This window comes from Sinorhizobium sp. GQ132 (assembly GCF_059758575.1).
Map to the genome: position 1 here is coordinate 188,003 of NZ_JCAXDX010000010.1, position 14,283 is coordinate 202,285.

At 61.1% G+C, this 14,283-nt stretch carries 15 protein-coding genes; 5 read left to right on the forward strand and 10 right to left on the reverse strand.

Annotation, left to right across the window (positions count from 1 at the left end):
- Window positions 1–19: 19 nt before the first annotated feature.
- Complete coding sequence (locus AC6CIG_RS23280) at window positions 20–913, reverse strand: LysR family transcriptional regulator (protein WP_437407749.1); 894 nt, start codon at window positions 911–913, stop codon at window positions 20–22.
- 90 nt (window positions 914–1,003) lie between these two features.
- Here AC6CIG_RS23280 and AC6CIG_RS23285 point away from each other — a divergent pair, with 90 nt between their 5' ends.
- Window positions 1,004–2,044 carry an NAD(P)H-binding protein gene (locus tag AC6CIG_RS23285; protein WP_127710952.1) on the forward strand — a complete coding sequence of 347 codons (1,041 nt, stop codon included), beginning with the start codon at window positions 1,004–1,006 and terminating at the stop codon, window positions 2,042–2,044.
- Here the strand turns inward: AC6CIG_RS23285 and AC6CIG_RS23290 are convergent.
- The 7 genes from AC6CIG_RS23290 to trxB form a co-directional block, all read right to left on the reverse strand.
- A complete protein-coding gene (locus AC6CIG_RS23290; protein ID WP_437407748.1) occupies window positions 2,034–3,047 on the reverse strand; it encodes a transglycosylase SLT domain-containing protein in 1,014 nt (337 codons plus the stop codon). The genes AC6CIG_RS23285 and AC6CIG_RS23290 overlap by 11 nt on opposite strands.
- 46 nt (window positions 3,048–3,093) lie before the next feature.
- Window positions 3,094–3,603: a GNAT family N-acetyltransferase gene (locus AC6CIG_RS23295; protein WP_437407747.1), complete on the reverse strand. Its 510-nt coding sequence runs from the start codon at window positions 3,601–3,603 to the stop codon at window positions 3,094–3,096.
- A gap of 58 nt (window positions 3,604–3,661) precedes the next feature.
- Entirely contained in the window at window positions 3,662–4,456 is a 795-nt protein-coding gene (locus AC6CIG_RS23300; RefSeq protein ID WP_411933943.1) for an aminoglycoside phosphotransferase family protein, read from the reverse strand.
- A 71-nt stretch (window positions 4,457–4,527) separates the two neighbouring features.
- Window positions 4,528–5,649 (reverse strand): alkene reductase, encoded by a 1,122-nt coding sequence (locus tag AC6CIG_RS23305; RefSeq protein ID WP_127710960.1) that lies wholly within the window; start codon window positions 5,647–5,649, stop codon window positions 4,528–4,530.
- 48 nt (window positions 5,650–5,697) lie between these two features.
- The gene (locus tag AC6CIG_RS23310; RefSeq protein ID WP_003529553.1) at window positions 5,698–5,988 is read right to left on the reverse strand and encodes an ArsR/SmtB family transcription factor; all 291 of its coding nucleotides are present in this window, start codon (window positions 5,986–5,988) and stop codon (window positions 5,698–5,700) included.
- Window positions 5,989–6,631: 643 nt separating this feature from the next.
- Window positions 6,632–7,528: a LysR family transcriptional regulator VtlR gene (locus AC6CIG_RS23315; protein ID WP_003529555.1), complete on the reverse strand. Its 897-nt coding sequence runs from the start codon at window positions 7,526–7,528 to the stop codon at window positions 6,632–6,634.
- Between the two features lie 234 nt (window positions 7,529–7,762).
- Window positions 7,763–8,737: a thioredoxin-disulfide reductase gene (trxB, locus tag AC6CIG_RS23320; RefSeq protein ID WP_437407746.1), complete on the reverse strand. Its 975-nt coding sequence runs from the start codon at window positions 8,735–8,737 to the stop codon at window positions 7,763–7,765.
- A gap of 430 nt (window positions 8,738–9,167) precedes the next feature.
- Here trxB and AC6CIG_RS23325 point away from each other — a divergent pair, with 430 nt between their 5' ends.
- The 4 genes from AC6CIG_RS23325 (at window position 9,168) to AC6CIG_RS23340 (ending at window position 12,641) form a co-directional block, all read left to right on the forward strand.
- Window positions 9,168–9,638: an Lrp/AsnC family transcriptional regulator gene (locus tag AC6CIG_RS23325; protein WP_003529557.1), complete on the forward strand. Its 471-nt coding sequence runs from the start codon at window positions 9,168–9,170 to the stop codon at window positions 9,636–9,638.
- A gap of 97 nt (window positions 9,639–9,735) precedes the next feature.
- Window positions 9,736–10,572, forward strand: coding sequence for a glycosyltransferase family 2 protein (locus AC6CIG_RS23330; RefSeq protein ID WP_437407823.1), 837 nt, complete (start codon window positions 9,736–9,738; stop codon window positions 10,570–10,572).
- An 18-nt stretch (window positions 10,573–10,590) separates the two neighbouring features.
- On the forward strand, window positions 10,591–11,622 hold the full coding sequence (locus AC6CIG_RS23335; protein WP_437412239.1) for a glycosyltransferase: 1,032 nt from the start codon (window positions 10,591–10,593) through the stop codon (window positions 11,620–11,622).
- On the forward strand, window positions 11,619–12,641 hold the full coding sequence (locus AC6CIG_RS23340) for a glycosyltransferase (protein ID WP_437412238.1): 1,023 nt from the start codon (window positions 11,619–11,621) through the stop codon (window positions 12,639–12,641). The genes AC6CIG_RS23335 and AC6CIG_RS23340 overlap by 4 nt, the downstream gene beginning before the upstream one ends.
- A gap of 5 nt (window positions 12,642–12,646) precedes the next feature.
- Here the strand turns inward: AC6CIG_RS23340 and AC6CIG_RS23345 are convergent, their stop codons facing one another.
- Both AC6CIG_RS23345 and greA read right to left on the reverse strand, forming a co-directional pair.
- A complete protein-coding gene (locus tag AC6CIG_RS23345) occupies window positions 12,647–13,702 on the reverse strand; it encodes a glycosyltransferase family 4 protein (RefSeq protein ID WP_437407743.1) in 1,056 nt (351 codons plus the stop codon).
- Between the two features lie 80 nt (window positions 13,703–13,782).
- Window positions 13,783–14,259, reverse strand: coding sequence for a transcription elongation factor GreA (greA, locus tag AC6CIG_RS23350; protein WP_003529568.1), 477 nt, complete (start codon window positions 14,257–14,259; stop codon window positions 13,783–13,785).
- Between the last annotated feature and the right edge of the window lie 24 nt (window positions 14,260–14,283).

Below are 14,283 nucleotides of genomic sequence, written 5' to 3' on the forward strand. Positions count from 1 at the left end.
TCTTTTTTTGGGAATCGATTTATTGGCGCAGGTAGTCGAGAAGCCCGCGGGCAAGGGCATCGAAAACCACGCGGCAACGTGGCGTCGCACGGAGATTTTCGTGCATTACGAGCCAGGTCTCGAGCTTCAGTTCAAAGGCATCCGCCAGCACGTGCATGAGATCCGGGTCGCGGGCGGCAAGCGTGTTTTGGCAAATGCCGATGCCGAAACCGGCGCGGATCGCCGCGAGTTGAGCAAGGTTGCTATCGGATTTGAAAGCGAAGCGCCCGATCGGCAAGTCCGGTGCTCTTCCTTTGATCGAGCGGATCGCCGGCGTTTCCCGGTCATAGCCAATCACGCTGTGGCGCGAGAGATCCTCAAGCGTCTGCGGTATCCCACGGCGCTCCAGATAGGAGCGATGCGCATGGAAGCCGAGCGGAACCGCACCGATATGGCGCGCAACCAATGCCTCCTGGGCCGGCGCGACCATCCGCACAGCGATGTCCGCCTCCTGGCGAAGCAAGTCTTCGACGACATCCGATGCGGAAAGTTCGACGGAGAGGTCCGGGTAGTCCCTGTGCAATTCGGCGAGGATCGGGGGCAGGACTTCAACGCCGATGACCTCACTGGCGCTGATACGGACCGTTCCGCCGATCGCACCGTGTTGTCCTGATGCGGCACGCAACAGGGCTGCAGCTGTCGCTGCCAGGGTCTCGGCATAGGGCCGCAACTCCAGCGCGGCGTCGGTCGGCATCAATCCGTGCGGCGAACGCGTGAAGAGCGGAAACCCCACGGACGTCTCCAAGGCATCTATGTGCCGGCCAACGGTCGGCTGGGTCAGGCCGAGCTGGCGCGCCGCGGCCGATAGCGAGCGCTCGCGCAACACCATGAGAAAGGTGCGGTAGAAGTCCCAACTCGGCTCAATGAGGTTCATGCATTTCAGTATAGTGGCAAGACCTATTTAGACAATTCCGTTTAGCCGAATGATGGCCGATGCTCCCTTCGTCAAGCGATGGAGAGAATGATGAGCGCGACGAAAGAGAATACAGGAACGGTCCTGGTGTTGGGTGCAACAGGCGGAATCGGTGGCGCCGTGGCGCAAAACCTGAATGCGCGTGGGTGGAAAGTCCGCGCACTGCACCGCAACGCTGCGAAGGTATCCGCAGAAATGCCGGCCCTCGAGTGGATTCAAGGCGACGCGATGAACGCGGAGGATGTTCGTGCCGCGGCAGAGGGAGTGGGGTTCATCGTTCATGCGGTCAATCCGCCCGGTTACCGCGATTGGGAACGCCTGGTGCTGCCGATGCTCGACAACACCATAAGTGCGGCCAGACAGGCTGCCGCCCGCATCGTGTTACCGGGCACGATGTATAACTTCGGTCCCGACGCTTTCCCAATTCTTCGTGAGGATTCACCGCAGCGGCCACTGACGAAAAAGGGGACGATTCGCAAGGAAATGGAGGCCCGGCTGAAAGCTGCCTCTGAGGAAGGCACCGGCGTCATCATCCTCAGGGCGGGGGATTTCTTCGGGCCGAATGCTGGGAACAACTGGTTCTCGCAAGGGCTGGTGAAGCCTGGAAAGCCGCTGACGACGGTAACTTACCCCGGCGCGCAAGGGGTCGCTCACCAATGGGCCTATTTGCCGGACATGGCGGAGACGATGGCACGCCTGATCGAGCGTGCGGAAACCCTCCCGCCCTTCGCCGTCTACCATATGCGCGGACACTTCGACGATGAAGGCACCGGAATGATCGCCGCGATCAGACGTGCGGCGGACAGGCCGCGCCTAAGGGTTCGGACCTTTCCGTGGTGGCTCGTCACGCTCGCGTCGCCCTTCGTCCCGTTCTTTCGGGAACTTAAGGAGATGCGCTACCTGTGGCGGAAGCCGCTTGAAATGCGCAACGATCGCCTTGTCGCGCTGCTGGGCGAAGAGCCGCATACGCCGATCGACCAAGCCGTTGCAACGACGCTTGCGTCTCTTGATTGCCTGCGCAGTGAAACGAGCAACAATTTCACTGCCGGGCATAGCGGCAACGCGCTGGGGCGTGCATCCGTCAGTTCTTGAACACGACGCAGACGCCACCGCTCTTGCGGATGGCGGCGCAAAGCTGGTCTGCCTCGGCGCGCGTCTGCCGGCCGATGCGGGCAGCGTAGCGGCGCCTGGACCCGAAGCTGGCATTGCGCTCCCGCACCAGAACTGCCTTTTCGCTGTTGATCGGAGCGGGCAATTTTTTCACGGCATTCAGGAACAGCCGCTGCGCCATGGATTTCTGATAGTGGGCCGAAAGCTGAACGCCCCAGGGCGCCCAGACGGCTTCATCGGCGATAACCAGCTCGCGCAAGCGCCGCGTATTGGCAAGCGCGACGCAGCCATCGAGGAAGCTTTTGTCCTTGTCGAGTTCGATGTTGAGCGACTTCGGTGGGTTGTCGCGCCAGTCTTCGACCGAATAGGCGGTGATCGCCAGCACGTAATCCCGCGTTTCATAGGGTAGACGGTCCTTTTCCAGGAAGCGCTCCAGGCCTGCTTCGCCGGCATTGTAAGCCGCCGCCGCAAAACCGAGATTGCCGTACCGGGACTTGAGCTCGCTCAGATACTCGGCGGATTTGCCGAGCGCCGCCACCGCGTTGAAGCTGTCCGCCAGGCCGCGCAGCTTTGCCGTCGCGGGCATGAACTGGGCAATTCCTTCTGCGCCCTTGGGGCTGATGGCGTCCGGCTGGAAAAGGCTCTCGCGCCAGATGAGACGGGCGAAGAAAGCGGCGGGCAGATCGTTCGCCTTGGCATAATGTTCGATGATGCCGCAGACGTCGCGGGCGAAATTATCGGGGCTGATACAGAGACGGAGGAAGGGGTTTGCCGTGGACACCCCCGAGTAGAGGCACTTCCGCGGCGCAGCCGGCGCGTCGGTGCGTGCCTCCGCAGCCCCGGAGTGGGCGGAGACAAAACACATGACCACGGACAATATGGCCGCGGCGACGCGTGCCAGACGTCCCTTCAGGGTGCTCCGGATAAAGCTTGTGCCTGCCTTTTCGTACTCGACCATGCGGCCCTCGGCGACCAACGAGTGCATATAGATAGCATCTTCGTTGCGGACGACAAATCGGGCTGCAAAGCTTTCAGTCCGGAGAACCGGTGCGAAGGATCAGTTGCATGAAGGTGAGGTCGAGCCAGCGGCCGAATTTCGTGCCGACCTCCTTCATATGGCCGGTCTCACGAAAACCGAGTTGCTCATGGAGACGGATCGACGGCAGGTTTGCCGACTCTATCCCCGCGACCATCACGTGCTTGCCAAGTGCTTCGGCCCGATCGATGAGCTCGAGCATCAGCGCCCGGCCTATGCCGCCGCCGCGCTGGTCCGTCCGCACATAGACCGAGTGCTCGACCGTGTGCCGGTATCCGTCGAAGGCGCGCCACTCGCCGAAGGAGGCGTAGCCGACGACCTCGCCGTCAGGGGACAGGGCGGCAAGCACCGGAAAGCCCGCAGCGTTGCGTGCTTTCAGCCAGGTTTTCCGATTGGCGACGTCGACAAGGGTCTCGTTCCAGATCGCCGTCGTGTTCGCCACAGCGTCGTTGTAGATCGCGCATATCGCCGGAAGATCGGTTTCTGCGGCATCTCTGATTTCCATACTCTTCCTCCGGGTCCAGCGGACTTGTCGGCTCAACAGCCGAGTTTCTCTCCGTCCACTAGCCGCTCAGCTCCGCGGCGGCAATCGCGGCCACTGCCAAGGTGCTTTCCGGGCTTTCTCCGTCGCCAAGGAACCAAGCCGCCGACAGGCCGGCATAGGCGATGATCCACCGAAGGAGCCTCTTCGGCTCCAGCCGCGCCTCATGGGCAACGATTGCAAGCTGTCCGGATAGCCGCCCCGGAGCGGTTACGACGGGAAGCTCCGGATTGCAGAAGAGATTGGCGTAATCGAAACCGCGATCGCCATAGAGGCCCTTTGGATCTATGGCGAGCCAGCCCCGGGCATCGAAGTCGAGAATGTTGCCGTGGTGAATGTCTCCATGCAGGACGACCGGGACTTCGGGCGCGGATAGGAGATGGTGGGCAGCGTCTGCACAGGTCCTGAGAATACCGCCATGGGCGCGGGCTGCAGGGTCCAGCGCCTGGAACCAGCGCTCGAGCGGTGCGAGGCCCGCCGGCGTGGAGGGCCGTGGTGCATGCAGCGCGGCAACGGTGCGGCAGACGATCCGGGTGGCGTCGTCGTCGCTGCCGGTCATCGCCATATGAAAAAGCGATCGGCGGCTCTCCGACCGTTCGAGGAGGATGGCGCTTTCGGTTGCGGCGTAGACCCGGGCGACGCCGTGGCCATCCCACCATCGCATCAACTGCCCACCAAATCTTTCCTCCGGCTCGTCTGCCACCTTGAGCATCGCCGGCAGGCCGCGCCAGCGAACGGGCAGGAGACGGCTCGTCCGCGTGAGGATAGGGTCGCCTGTGGGCTCGAGAGACCATTCATCGATGAAGGACGTGAACATCGGGGCAGCATAATCGATTCGCTGCGCAAGGAGCCCAGCGCATCGGGCGGGGCTCCTTGGTCTTTATCGATTCAGGCGACGTTTTCGAGCGATGGGTAATCCGTATAACCCTTGGCGCCGCCGCCATAGAAGGTCGCCTGGTCCGGCGCATTCAGGGGCACGTTGTCTCTCAGACGACGAACGAGATCCGGATTGGCGATGAAGGGTTTGCCGAAAGCAACCAGATCGGCTTCGCCGTTTTCGACCGTCTTCAGCGCCAGATCGCGATCGTAACCGTTGTTCGTCATCCAGGCTGCCCTGCCGCCGGCGGCTGCGTAGGCGGCACGGAGGCTTGTGTAGTCGAAGGGCCGGTCACCCTGCTGATGGTCGCGCGCCCCGCCGGTAGCGCCCTCGATCACGTGCACATAGGCGAGCGGATAGCGGGCCAGGCCCTCGGCGACATAGGTGAAGAGCGGCTGCGGATCCGGATCGAAGGCGTCGTTGGCGGGGGTCACGGGAGAGATGCGGATCCCGACCCGACCAGCGCCGATTTCCTTGGTAACGGCATCGACCACCTCGAAGAGGAAGCGGGCGCGGTTCTCGATCGAGCCGCCGTAGGCGTCCGTGCGCTGATTGGACCCGGAGCGCAGGAACTGGTCGATCAGATAGCCGTTGGCAGCATGGATCTCGACGCCGTCGAAACCGGCTTCGATCGCGGCCCGAGAAGCTTTGCGGTAATCCTCGACGATGCCGCCGATCTCCGCCAGTTCGAGCGCCCTCGGTTCGGAGGTTTCGGCAAAGCTGCCGGTCCCATCGGGATTGACGAGATAGGTCTTCGATTTTGCGCGGATAGCGGAAGGGGCGACCGGTTTGCCGCCCTGCGGCTGGAGCGAGTCGTGGGATATCCGCCCGACATGCCACATCTGCACGACGATCTTGCCACCGGCTTTGTGAACCGAATCCGTGACCTTGCGCCAGCCGGCGAGGGCCTCCGGTTTGTAAAGGCCCGGCACGTCGGCATAGCCCTGGCCCTGGTGGCTTATCGCCGTCGCTTCGGTGATCAGCAGGCCGGCGGATGCGCGCTGCTCGTAATAGGCGACGTTCAGATCATTGGGCACGGCCTGGGGTGAACGGTTCCGGGTCAGAGGTGCCATCACCACGCGGTTGCTGAGGCTGATATCGCCGATCGTGATCGGGTCGAAGAGAGAGGCCATGGATTGTCCTTTCCATTGCGGTTGAGACTTGGGAGGAAGTTGGGGAAATCAGAGATCGCCGATGGTCTTCAGAAACGCTGCGATGGTCTCCTCATTGCGCCGATAGAAGACCCACTGGCCGACGCGGCGGGTCGTCACCAGACCGGCGCGCTGCAGCACGGCGAGATGAGATGAAACCGTCGACTGCGACAGGCCGCATCTTTCGAACTGCCCTGCGCAGACGCCCATGTCGAGCGGATGCTCCTGGCCGGAGAAATGCGCCTGGGGCTCCTTCAGCCAGGTCAGGATCTCCATGCGCGTCGGATGCGCCAGTGCTTTGAGAATTTCGTCTCTATCCATCATATTTCGATGTATTTAGTTTCTTCGATATATATATCGCTAAAATTCGATACAGGAAGTCACAACGTCGTGAATACCGAGCCCAAATGACCTGTGAATGCCGGGCAAAACGCGGGCAAAAAAAGAGGGCCACAAGAAACTTGGGCCCTTTCAGTTGTGAAGGTTTCAAACCTCCAGAGGGGAACAGCTGCTGCAGCGGCTGGGGAGGAGAAAGCCGCTAGATGCACCAGCTGAAAGAGATATGGGGAGGGCCGTAGCCGCTTTCAATAGCCGTTCCCAAGATTTTCGCAACTGAGGGCTGTGGGGCTCCCGCAGGCAAAAAAAGAGGGCCACAAGAAAACTTGGGCCCTTGTAGTTGTGAAGGTAATTAAAACCTCCAGAGGGGAACAGCTGCTGCGGTGGCACTGGGAGGAGAAGCCACCAAAGATGCATCAGCTGAGTTTGGTATGCTGCTTTTTTGGGCTGTCGGCAATCATTTAATATGCATGACAGCCATGCCGTTTGCGCATCGCTGCTCATTTTTGCAGCGCACAACGATGCGCTTCGCGAGGAGCTTCGCTCTCGCTCGAAAAGAGACATGCAATAACAAAGGTTTACGCAAGAATCTGGCAATTGCTCACAATTCGGGCAATTGAACGGAACGTCAAAAGTTCCAGTTTCTCGCTTTAGCGACGATGTAATCGCGGAAGACTTTCAGCTTCGCCGCGTTCTTCAATTCGTCCGGATAGCAGAAATAGGTATCGAAAGAGGGGATATCGGCGCTTATCGGCAGTTGAATGAGACCGGGATCGCGGCCGACGATATAGTCCGGAAGCATGGCGATGCCGATGCCGAGCAGGCAGGCGCGCTTGATCGATGTCTGGCTGTTGATCTGCAGATGCGAAATGCGCGGATTGTCGGAATCGCGTCCGGCAATCTCCAGCCAGTTCACGTCGAGCAGATAGTTGGGGGCGGGCTCGCCGAAGGTGATGATCCGGTGATTGTCGAGATCGTCAAGCGACTGCGGCTCGCCATATTTGTTGATGTAGGACGGCGCGGCATAGACATGCATGTGCACGGTGAAGAGCTTGCGCTGGATCAGATCCGACTGTTGCGGCTGCCGCAGCCTGATGGCGCAGTCCGCATGACGCATGTTCACATCCAGCTCCTCGTTGTCGAGGATGAGCTGTACCTGGATTTCCGGATACAAGGACATGAATTCCTGGATCTTGTCGGTCAGCCACCCCTGGCCGAGGCCGACCGTGGTCGTGATCCGCAACTTGCCGCTTGGCTTGTCCGTCGTCTCGCTAAGCTGCGCCTTGACGCTTTCGAGCTTCATCAGCACGTCGTGCGCGGTGCGATAGAGCATTTCGCCCTGTTCGGTGAGGATCAGGCCGCGGGCGTGCCGATGAAAGAGCTTGATACCGACATCCTGCTCGAGCGAACTGACCTGCCGGCTGATCGCCGACTGCGAAAGGTGGAGTTTGTCTGCCGCGTGCGTGAACGAGCCAGCCTCGGCCGCCGCATGGAAAATGCGCAGTTTGTCCCAGTCCAGCGACATAGAATCCCCCATAAAGGCTCAGCCGGAAAAGCTTGCCACTTTTCTCCGGAGACGACCGATGCATCTGTTCCCTAGATCACGATGATCTTAGGTCGGACCGACCTAAGATCATGAACGTGATCGATTCTAATAAGTTGAGACGCGGGATGCGGGCGGAAAACCGCACGCACTTTTCCTCATCCCGCGCTAGCAGAGCCGCGCCCCGATCCCGGCGCGTGCCCTGTTTAGCAGCTTCTATTCGGCTGCAATTGCGACGGGCATATGACCCGCCAGGTATTTCTCCGCTTCGAGCGCAGCCATGCAACCCATGCCGGCGGCGGTAACCGCCTGCCGATAGATGTCGTCGGTCACGTCGCCGGCGGCGAAGACGCCCGGGACGTCGGTCGCGGTGGAATCCGGCGCAGTCCAAAGATACCCGTTCGGCTTCTGGCGAAGTTTGCCCTTGAAGAGCTCGACCGCAGGCGCATGACCGATCGCGACGAAAACACCGTCGATGGCCATGTCGGATGTTTCCCCGGTCTTGGTGTTGCGAAGCTTCACGCCGTTGACCGAGGCCGGCATCGGCGGCTTTGCAGGCGTCCCGAGATATTCCAGAACCTCGTGGTCCCAAATCACCTTGACGTTCGGCTTTGCGAAAAGGCGCTCCTGCAGGATCTTTTCCGCGCGGAAAGCATCCCGGCGGTGAACGACGGTGACGGTCTTCGCCAGATTGGAGAGATAAAGTGCTTCCTCCACGGCGGAGTTGCCACCGCCGACGACGATGACATCCTTGTTGCGATAAAAGAACCCGTCGCAGGTGGCACAGGCGGAAACGCCGAATCCCATGAAGGTCGGCTCGGTTTCGATGCCGAGCCATTTCGCCTTGGCGCCGGTGGCGATGATCAAAGCGTCCGCCGTCCAATCCGTGCCGCTATCCGTCTTGATGTGGAAGGGGCGGACGGACAGGTCGACATCGGTTACGAGGTCGTTGACGATTTCAGTGCCGACGTGGATCGCCTGATTCAGCATCTGCTCCATCATCCAGGGCCCCTGGACCGGATCGGCATAGCCCGGATAATTCTCCACATCCGTGGTGATCATCAGCTGGCCACCCTGTTCCATACCGGCGATGAGGACCGGCGAAAGCATGGCTCGCGCCGTATAAATGGCCGCGGTATAACCGGCAGGGCCGGAACCGATAATCAACACTTTCGTGTGGCGCGCAGTCATGCTTTTGTCCTTCGTCCGCCGGAAAGAGCCGGGAGCGTCCTCCGGTGCAATCCGCCAATGCAAATATTGCCTTACTTTAGGTATTCACAGCGCGCACTTTCAAGGGCGCGTCCTCTGATACACACAAGTGGTTGCGTGGTCAGCGTCGATTTGACACCAGATCGGGCATATTTGCATCGGTTTTGACCCGCGGCACCGGCATAACACGCTCCAGCGCCCGGGCGCACAAGGTTTTTGTGCATGCACCTGCAAGCGCTCTCGTATCGGCATTCGGTTACGTGCTAACCAAGCACGGAGGCAGCCCCGGGGGGCAGCCGCCGCCAAACGCCCTTCTGGTGCGGACGGATAGGCGCTGCGGTTTCGCCTGTGGTGATCGGCGGATAAAATAGGGCCTTCCCCGCAAGGCCGGTAGGGATTGGGGATTTGGGCAATGGTCGTACGCGTCGAGCTCGATGCCATCGATATGAAGATACTGCGCGAACTGCAGGACGACGGCCGAATCACGAATGTGGAACTGGCCGAGAGGGTGGGGATCTCGGCTCCTCCGTGCCTGCGCCGCGTGCGCAAGCTCGAGGAAGCCGGTGTCATCAGAGGCTATCGTGCGCTTCTGAACGCGTCCGCGCTGGGATACGACCTCGTCGCCTTCTGCATGGTCGGCCTCAAGCACCAGTCCGATGCCAATCTGAAGGCGTTTGCCGCCCGCACCGCCTCGTGGCCGCTTGTTCGCGAGGCCTGGATGGTGTCCGGGGAATCGGACTTTCTGCTGCAGTGCGTGGCCGAAAACCTTGCGAGCTTTCAGGATTTCGTTATTGAAGAACTGACCGCCACCGAGAATGTCGACACGGTGCGGACGATGCTGACGATCCGTCAAGTGAAGGACGCATGTCAGGTAGAAATCTGATGTGCAGGGCGGCCCGGCCGCCGAGCATCGCAACCAAACGCCCCGCGGACCGAATGAATTGAGCAATTACCAGGACGAGAGCGAGGGGACCCTGCCGATTTCGGCGACGCGAGACGGCCAAACGACCCCCAAGCTTCCGCTTTCAGCCTTCATCATCTGCTTGAATGAGGAGGCCTATCTCGGCAAGTGCATCGAGAGCCTCGAGCGGTGCGCGGAAATCGTGATCGTCGATTCCGGATCGACGGACGGCACCGCCGCCTTGGTTCAATCCTACATCGACGCGGGATGGCCAATCCGTTTCATGTACGAGCCGTGGCGCGGCTATGCCGGGCAGAAGCAGTTCGCCCTCGAGCGGTGCAGCCAGCCCTGGTGCTTCAACATCGATGCGGACGAAAGATTGGACAAGGCGCTACGGGAATTGCTGCCTGAGCTGCTCGCAGCATCGGCCGAAACCGTCGGCTGGCGCGTGGCGCGTCGTCCCTATCTGATCGGCTATGGCTACACCCCCGAAAACGTCCGCGAGCGGCGGAACTTGCGGCTGATCCGGCGCGGGAAGGGACGTTACGACCTTAGCCAGAAAGTCCATGAAGGCATCGTTCCCGAGGGAAATGTCGACAATGCCCGAACCGGCAGTCTCCTTCATTTCCGCCCGCTGGTCATGGACGAGCAGATCCTGAAGGAGAACAAATATTCGACACTGAAAGCGGACCAGCAGGTCGAGTCCGGAAAACGGCCGCGCTTCTACAAGCTCATCTTCACCCCGCCCATCTATTTTCTCAGGCTCTATTTCCGCAACGGTCTCTGGCGCTGCGGCCTTTCGGGCTTCATCGAGGCCATGACCGGGGCGGTCTATGCCTTCCTGACGGCGGCGAAGATCTACCAGCGGCACGCTCTGAAGGCGCGCCCGAATGTGGATGATGCGCTTTCGCATTGATCGATCAAGGGGTTCGGCATGAAGGTCATGCATATTCACTTCGGCACGGAGGGCGGTGCGGAGCGGTTCTTCGTCAATCTCGTCAATGCGCTGCATGAGAGGGGCGTCGAACAACGCGCACTGATCCGCCCGGGCCGCAGCTGGCGTAAGGACCTGGAGAACAGTGCTACGATCTATGAAGGAGTTTTTCGGCGCATTTCGCTTTCTCGCTTCCTCCTGAAATGGCGGATGAACCGGGTCCTTCGCGAGTTCGAGCCGGACGTCATAATGGCCTGGCAGTTGCGGGCGAGCCGCTTCATGCCGGCTCACGCCAAGGCATTTCGCATTTCCCGGCTGGGGGATTATCCCGAACATCTCGGCTACTATACCAATGTCGAGACACTCGTCTGCATCACACCGGATATGGCCGCCAAGGTTCGCGAACTTGGCTGGAAGCGCGACATCGAGGTGATCGCGAACTTCACCCGCGCAAAGCCGGCACCGCCCGTAGCGCGGGCCGATCTGCAGACACCGGCGGATGCCTTCGTCGTGGTCGGCATGGGCCGCTTCGTCAAACGCAAGGGTTTCGCAGGGCTCATCCGCGCCGTGAAGGAGGTGGACAACACTTATCTCTGGTTGGTCGGGGATGGTCCGGAACGAGAGCAGCTCGAGCAACTGACCGACGAACTCGGGCTTCGCGGTCGCGTCCGCTTCACCGGATGGCAGACCAACGCCTATGGTTTTCTCTCCGCCGGCGACGCCTTCGTCATCAATTCGTCGCACGAGCCTCTCGGCAATGTCTGCTTTGAAGGCTGGGGCGCCGGAAAGCCCACGATAGCCTCTCGCGCTGAGGGGCCATCCTGGGTGATGACGCATGAGAGCGATGCTCTCATGGTCGATCGCGGCGATGACGTGGGTCTTGCGGAGGCCATTCGCCGGCTACGCGACGATCCGGCACTTCGCGAGAGGCTGAGCGCCGGCGGCCGCGAAACCTTGCGCACGCGCTTCTCCGAAAAAGCGATCACCGACGCTTATCTCGACCTTTTCGACAGAGGTGTCGCAAAGCGATGAAAGTCACTCACTTTCATTTCGGCAAGGACGGCGGCGCCGAGCGTTTCTTCGTACACCTGGTCAATGCGCTTGCGGAACGCGGCGTCGAGCAGTCGGCGATCATCCGCCCCGGACGCGGCTGGCGGCGAGACATCGAAGGCGCCGCGACGATCCGGGAAAGCCATTTTCGCAACCTCTCGCTCGATCGGATCCTGCTGCCGCTGAAGGTGAAGCACATGGCGCGGCGCGAGAAGCCCGATGTCCTGATGGCTTGGGCGCCCCGGGCAAGCGAGTTGATGCCGAACTACAAAGGCGCACTCAAGATCTCGCGCCTCGGCGATTATCCGACACGGTTGAGCTATTTCAGAAACACCGACTGCATCGTGTGCAACACGCCGGGAATTGCCGAGCGCGTTCGAGGGCTCGGCTGGAAACGGGAGATAAGGGTCATCTCCAATTTCACCGGCACCGGGCGCGTCGAGGCGATAGACCGGGCAATGCTCGATACGCCAGCCGATGCGCCCGTCGTGATGTCCATGGGCCGCTTCGTCGAGCGGAAAGGATTTCATACGCTGATCGAAGCGGTCGCCGGACTGCCGGGGATCTATCTCTGGCTGCTTGGCGATGGAGAGGAGCGTGACAATCTGCACAAGCTCGCGACGGACCTCGGCGTTTCCAGCCGCGTTCGCTTTGCCGGCTGGCAGGAAGACACGAGGCCCTTCCTGGCTGCGGCCGATGTCTTCGTGATGTCGTCCAGCCACGAGCCGCTCGGCAACGTCATTCTCGAGTCATGGGCCCAGGGAACGCCAGTCGTATCGACCCGTTCCGAGGGGCCGCAATGGTTCATGCGCGACGGCGAAAACGGCCTGATGGTCGATATCGGCGATGCCGAAGGTTTCGCCCGCGCCATCGAGCAGATCGTGGCCGACAATTCCCTGAGCACGCGCTTGGCCGAGCGCGGCCACGAGACGCTTGTCGGTCAGTTCTCAAGGGAAGCGATCACTGACGCCTATCTGCAGCTGTTTGCCTCGAAGCCGTAGCCAGATCAGCGCATCAGGCTTTCGTAAACCGCTCCGATCGCGCGGGCTTCCTGCTCGATGGCGAAGTTTTCGGCGGTCCGTGCCAGACCGTTGGCGCCGGCGGCGGCAAGCCGCGGCAGGTCGTCCATGAAAGCGGCTGCCGCATCGACCATCGCCTTGAGGTCGTCGGCCGCAATGATGAGGCCCGTCTCCTCGGTACCGCTGGTTACCAGTTCCGAAAACGCGCCGACATCGGTTGCCACGACGGGGACCCCGGTCGCCATTGCTTCGAGCGGCGTCAGGCCGAAGCCTTCCCAGCGTTGCGGGGCGATGAAGAGATCGAGGGCGCGGTACCAGTCGGGAATATTCGTGTGTTCGCCTACGAACAGGATCCGGTCGGCGAGACCGGCCTTGGCGACGCGTTCCTTCAGTTCCGACTCGAAGGCGAGGTGAGGGCCGGTGGCCCGCCCGGCAACGATAGCGCCCCAGCCCGGCCGGCAGGGCAGGAGGGCGATCATGCTGTCGACGAAGAGGTCGGTCCCCTTCTGATGTCGTACGCGCCCGAAGCATCCTACGAATTTCTTCGCGGGATCGAGGCCGAGTGCCTTCTTCGCCTCCGCCTTGTCGAAGGGTGGCTGAAAGCGCTTGGTGTCGATCCCGTGCAGGATGACGGTGTTCGGTACATCGAGATAGGCGGCCGTCCTGCCGCTGGTGGCGATAACCGCGTCCATCCGGCGGATGAGGAACTTGCTCCAGCCGGTATGCCGGCGTTGCGAAGCGGAGGTAAAGACGATCCGGATCTTCATGCGCAGCAGGTCGCGCAGAAGGATGGCCGGAAGCATTTCGACGTTTCGACGCGCGTGCCAAACGCGGCAGGGCCGGCCTTCGGGCCTCTTCCAGAGATGAATGAGATCGCGAAAGCGGACCGAAGGAAGGCTTTTGGGAAGGCCCGGTCCGAGAACCGCGATCTTCTGTCCAAGGGCACGCTGCACAGGCACCAGCTGAATGATTGTCGAGGTAACGCCGGACAGGCGCTGCTTGAAATTGGGCGCGATCACTTCGACGTCGCGGATATCGACCACCTGTGCGCTCTCCTTGCGCCTGCGACAATCAATTCAAGGGAGGAGGGGCGGCACGGGGCCGGCGCGCCCCTAAAGGCAGGTCAGCCCCATTGAACGGCGAGAATCTCATATGCCTTGGATCCGCCGGGAGCATTGACTTCGATCGAGTCGCCGACCTCCTTGCCGATCAGCGCGCGGGCGATCGGAGAGGAGATGGAAATGCGTCCCTGTTTGACGTCGGCCTCCTGATCGCCGACGATCTGATAGGTCTTTTCTTCTTCCGTATCCTCGTCGACGAGCTTCACCCTGGCGCCGAACTTGATCTTCGATCCGGACATTTTCGAAAGATCGATGACTTCGGCGCGCGCGATCAGGTCTTCGAGTTCGGAAATTCTTCCCTCGTTATGGCTCTGGGCTTCCTTTGCCGCATGATATTCGGCGTTTTCCGACAAGTCGCCATGGGCGCGGGCCTCGGCGATCGCTTCGATGATGCGCGGCCGTTCTTCCTGCTGGCGCCAGCGCAGCTCCTCCTGCAGATTGACGAATCCACCCTGTGTCATGGGCACCTTGTCGACCATTTCATCATCCTTCATCAAACACGC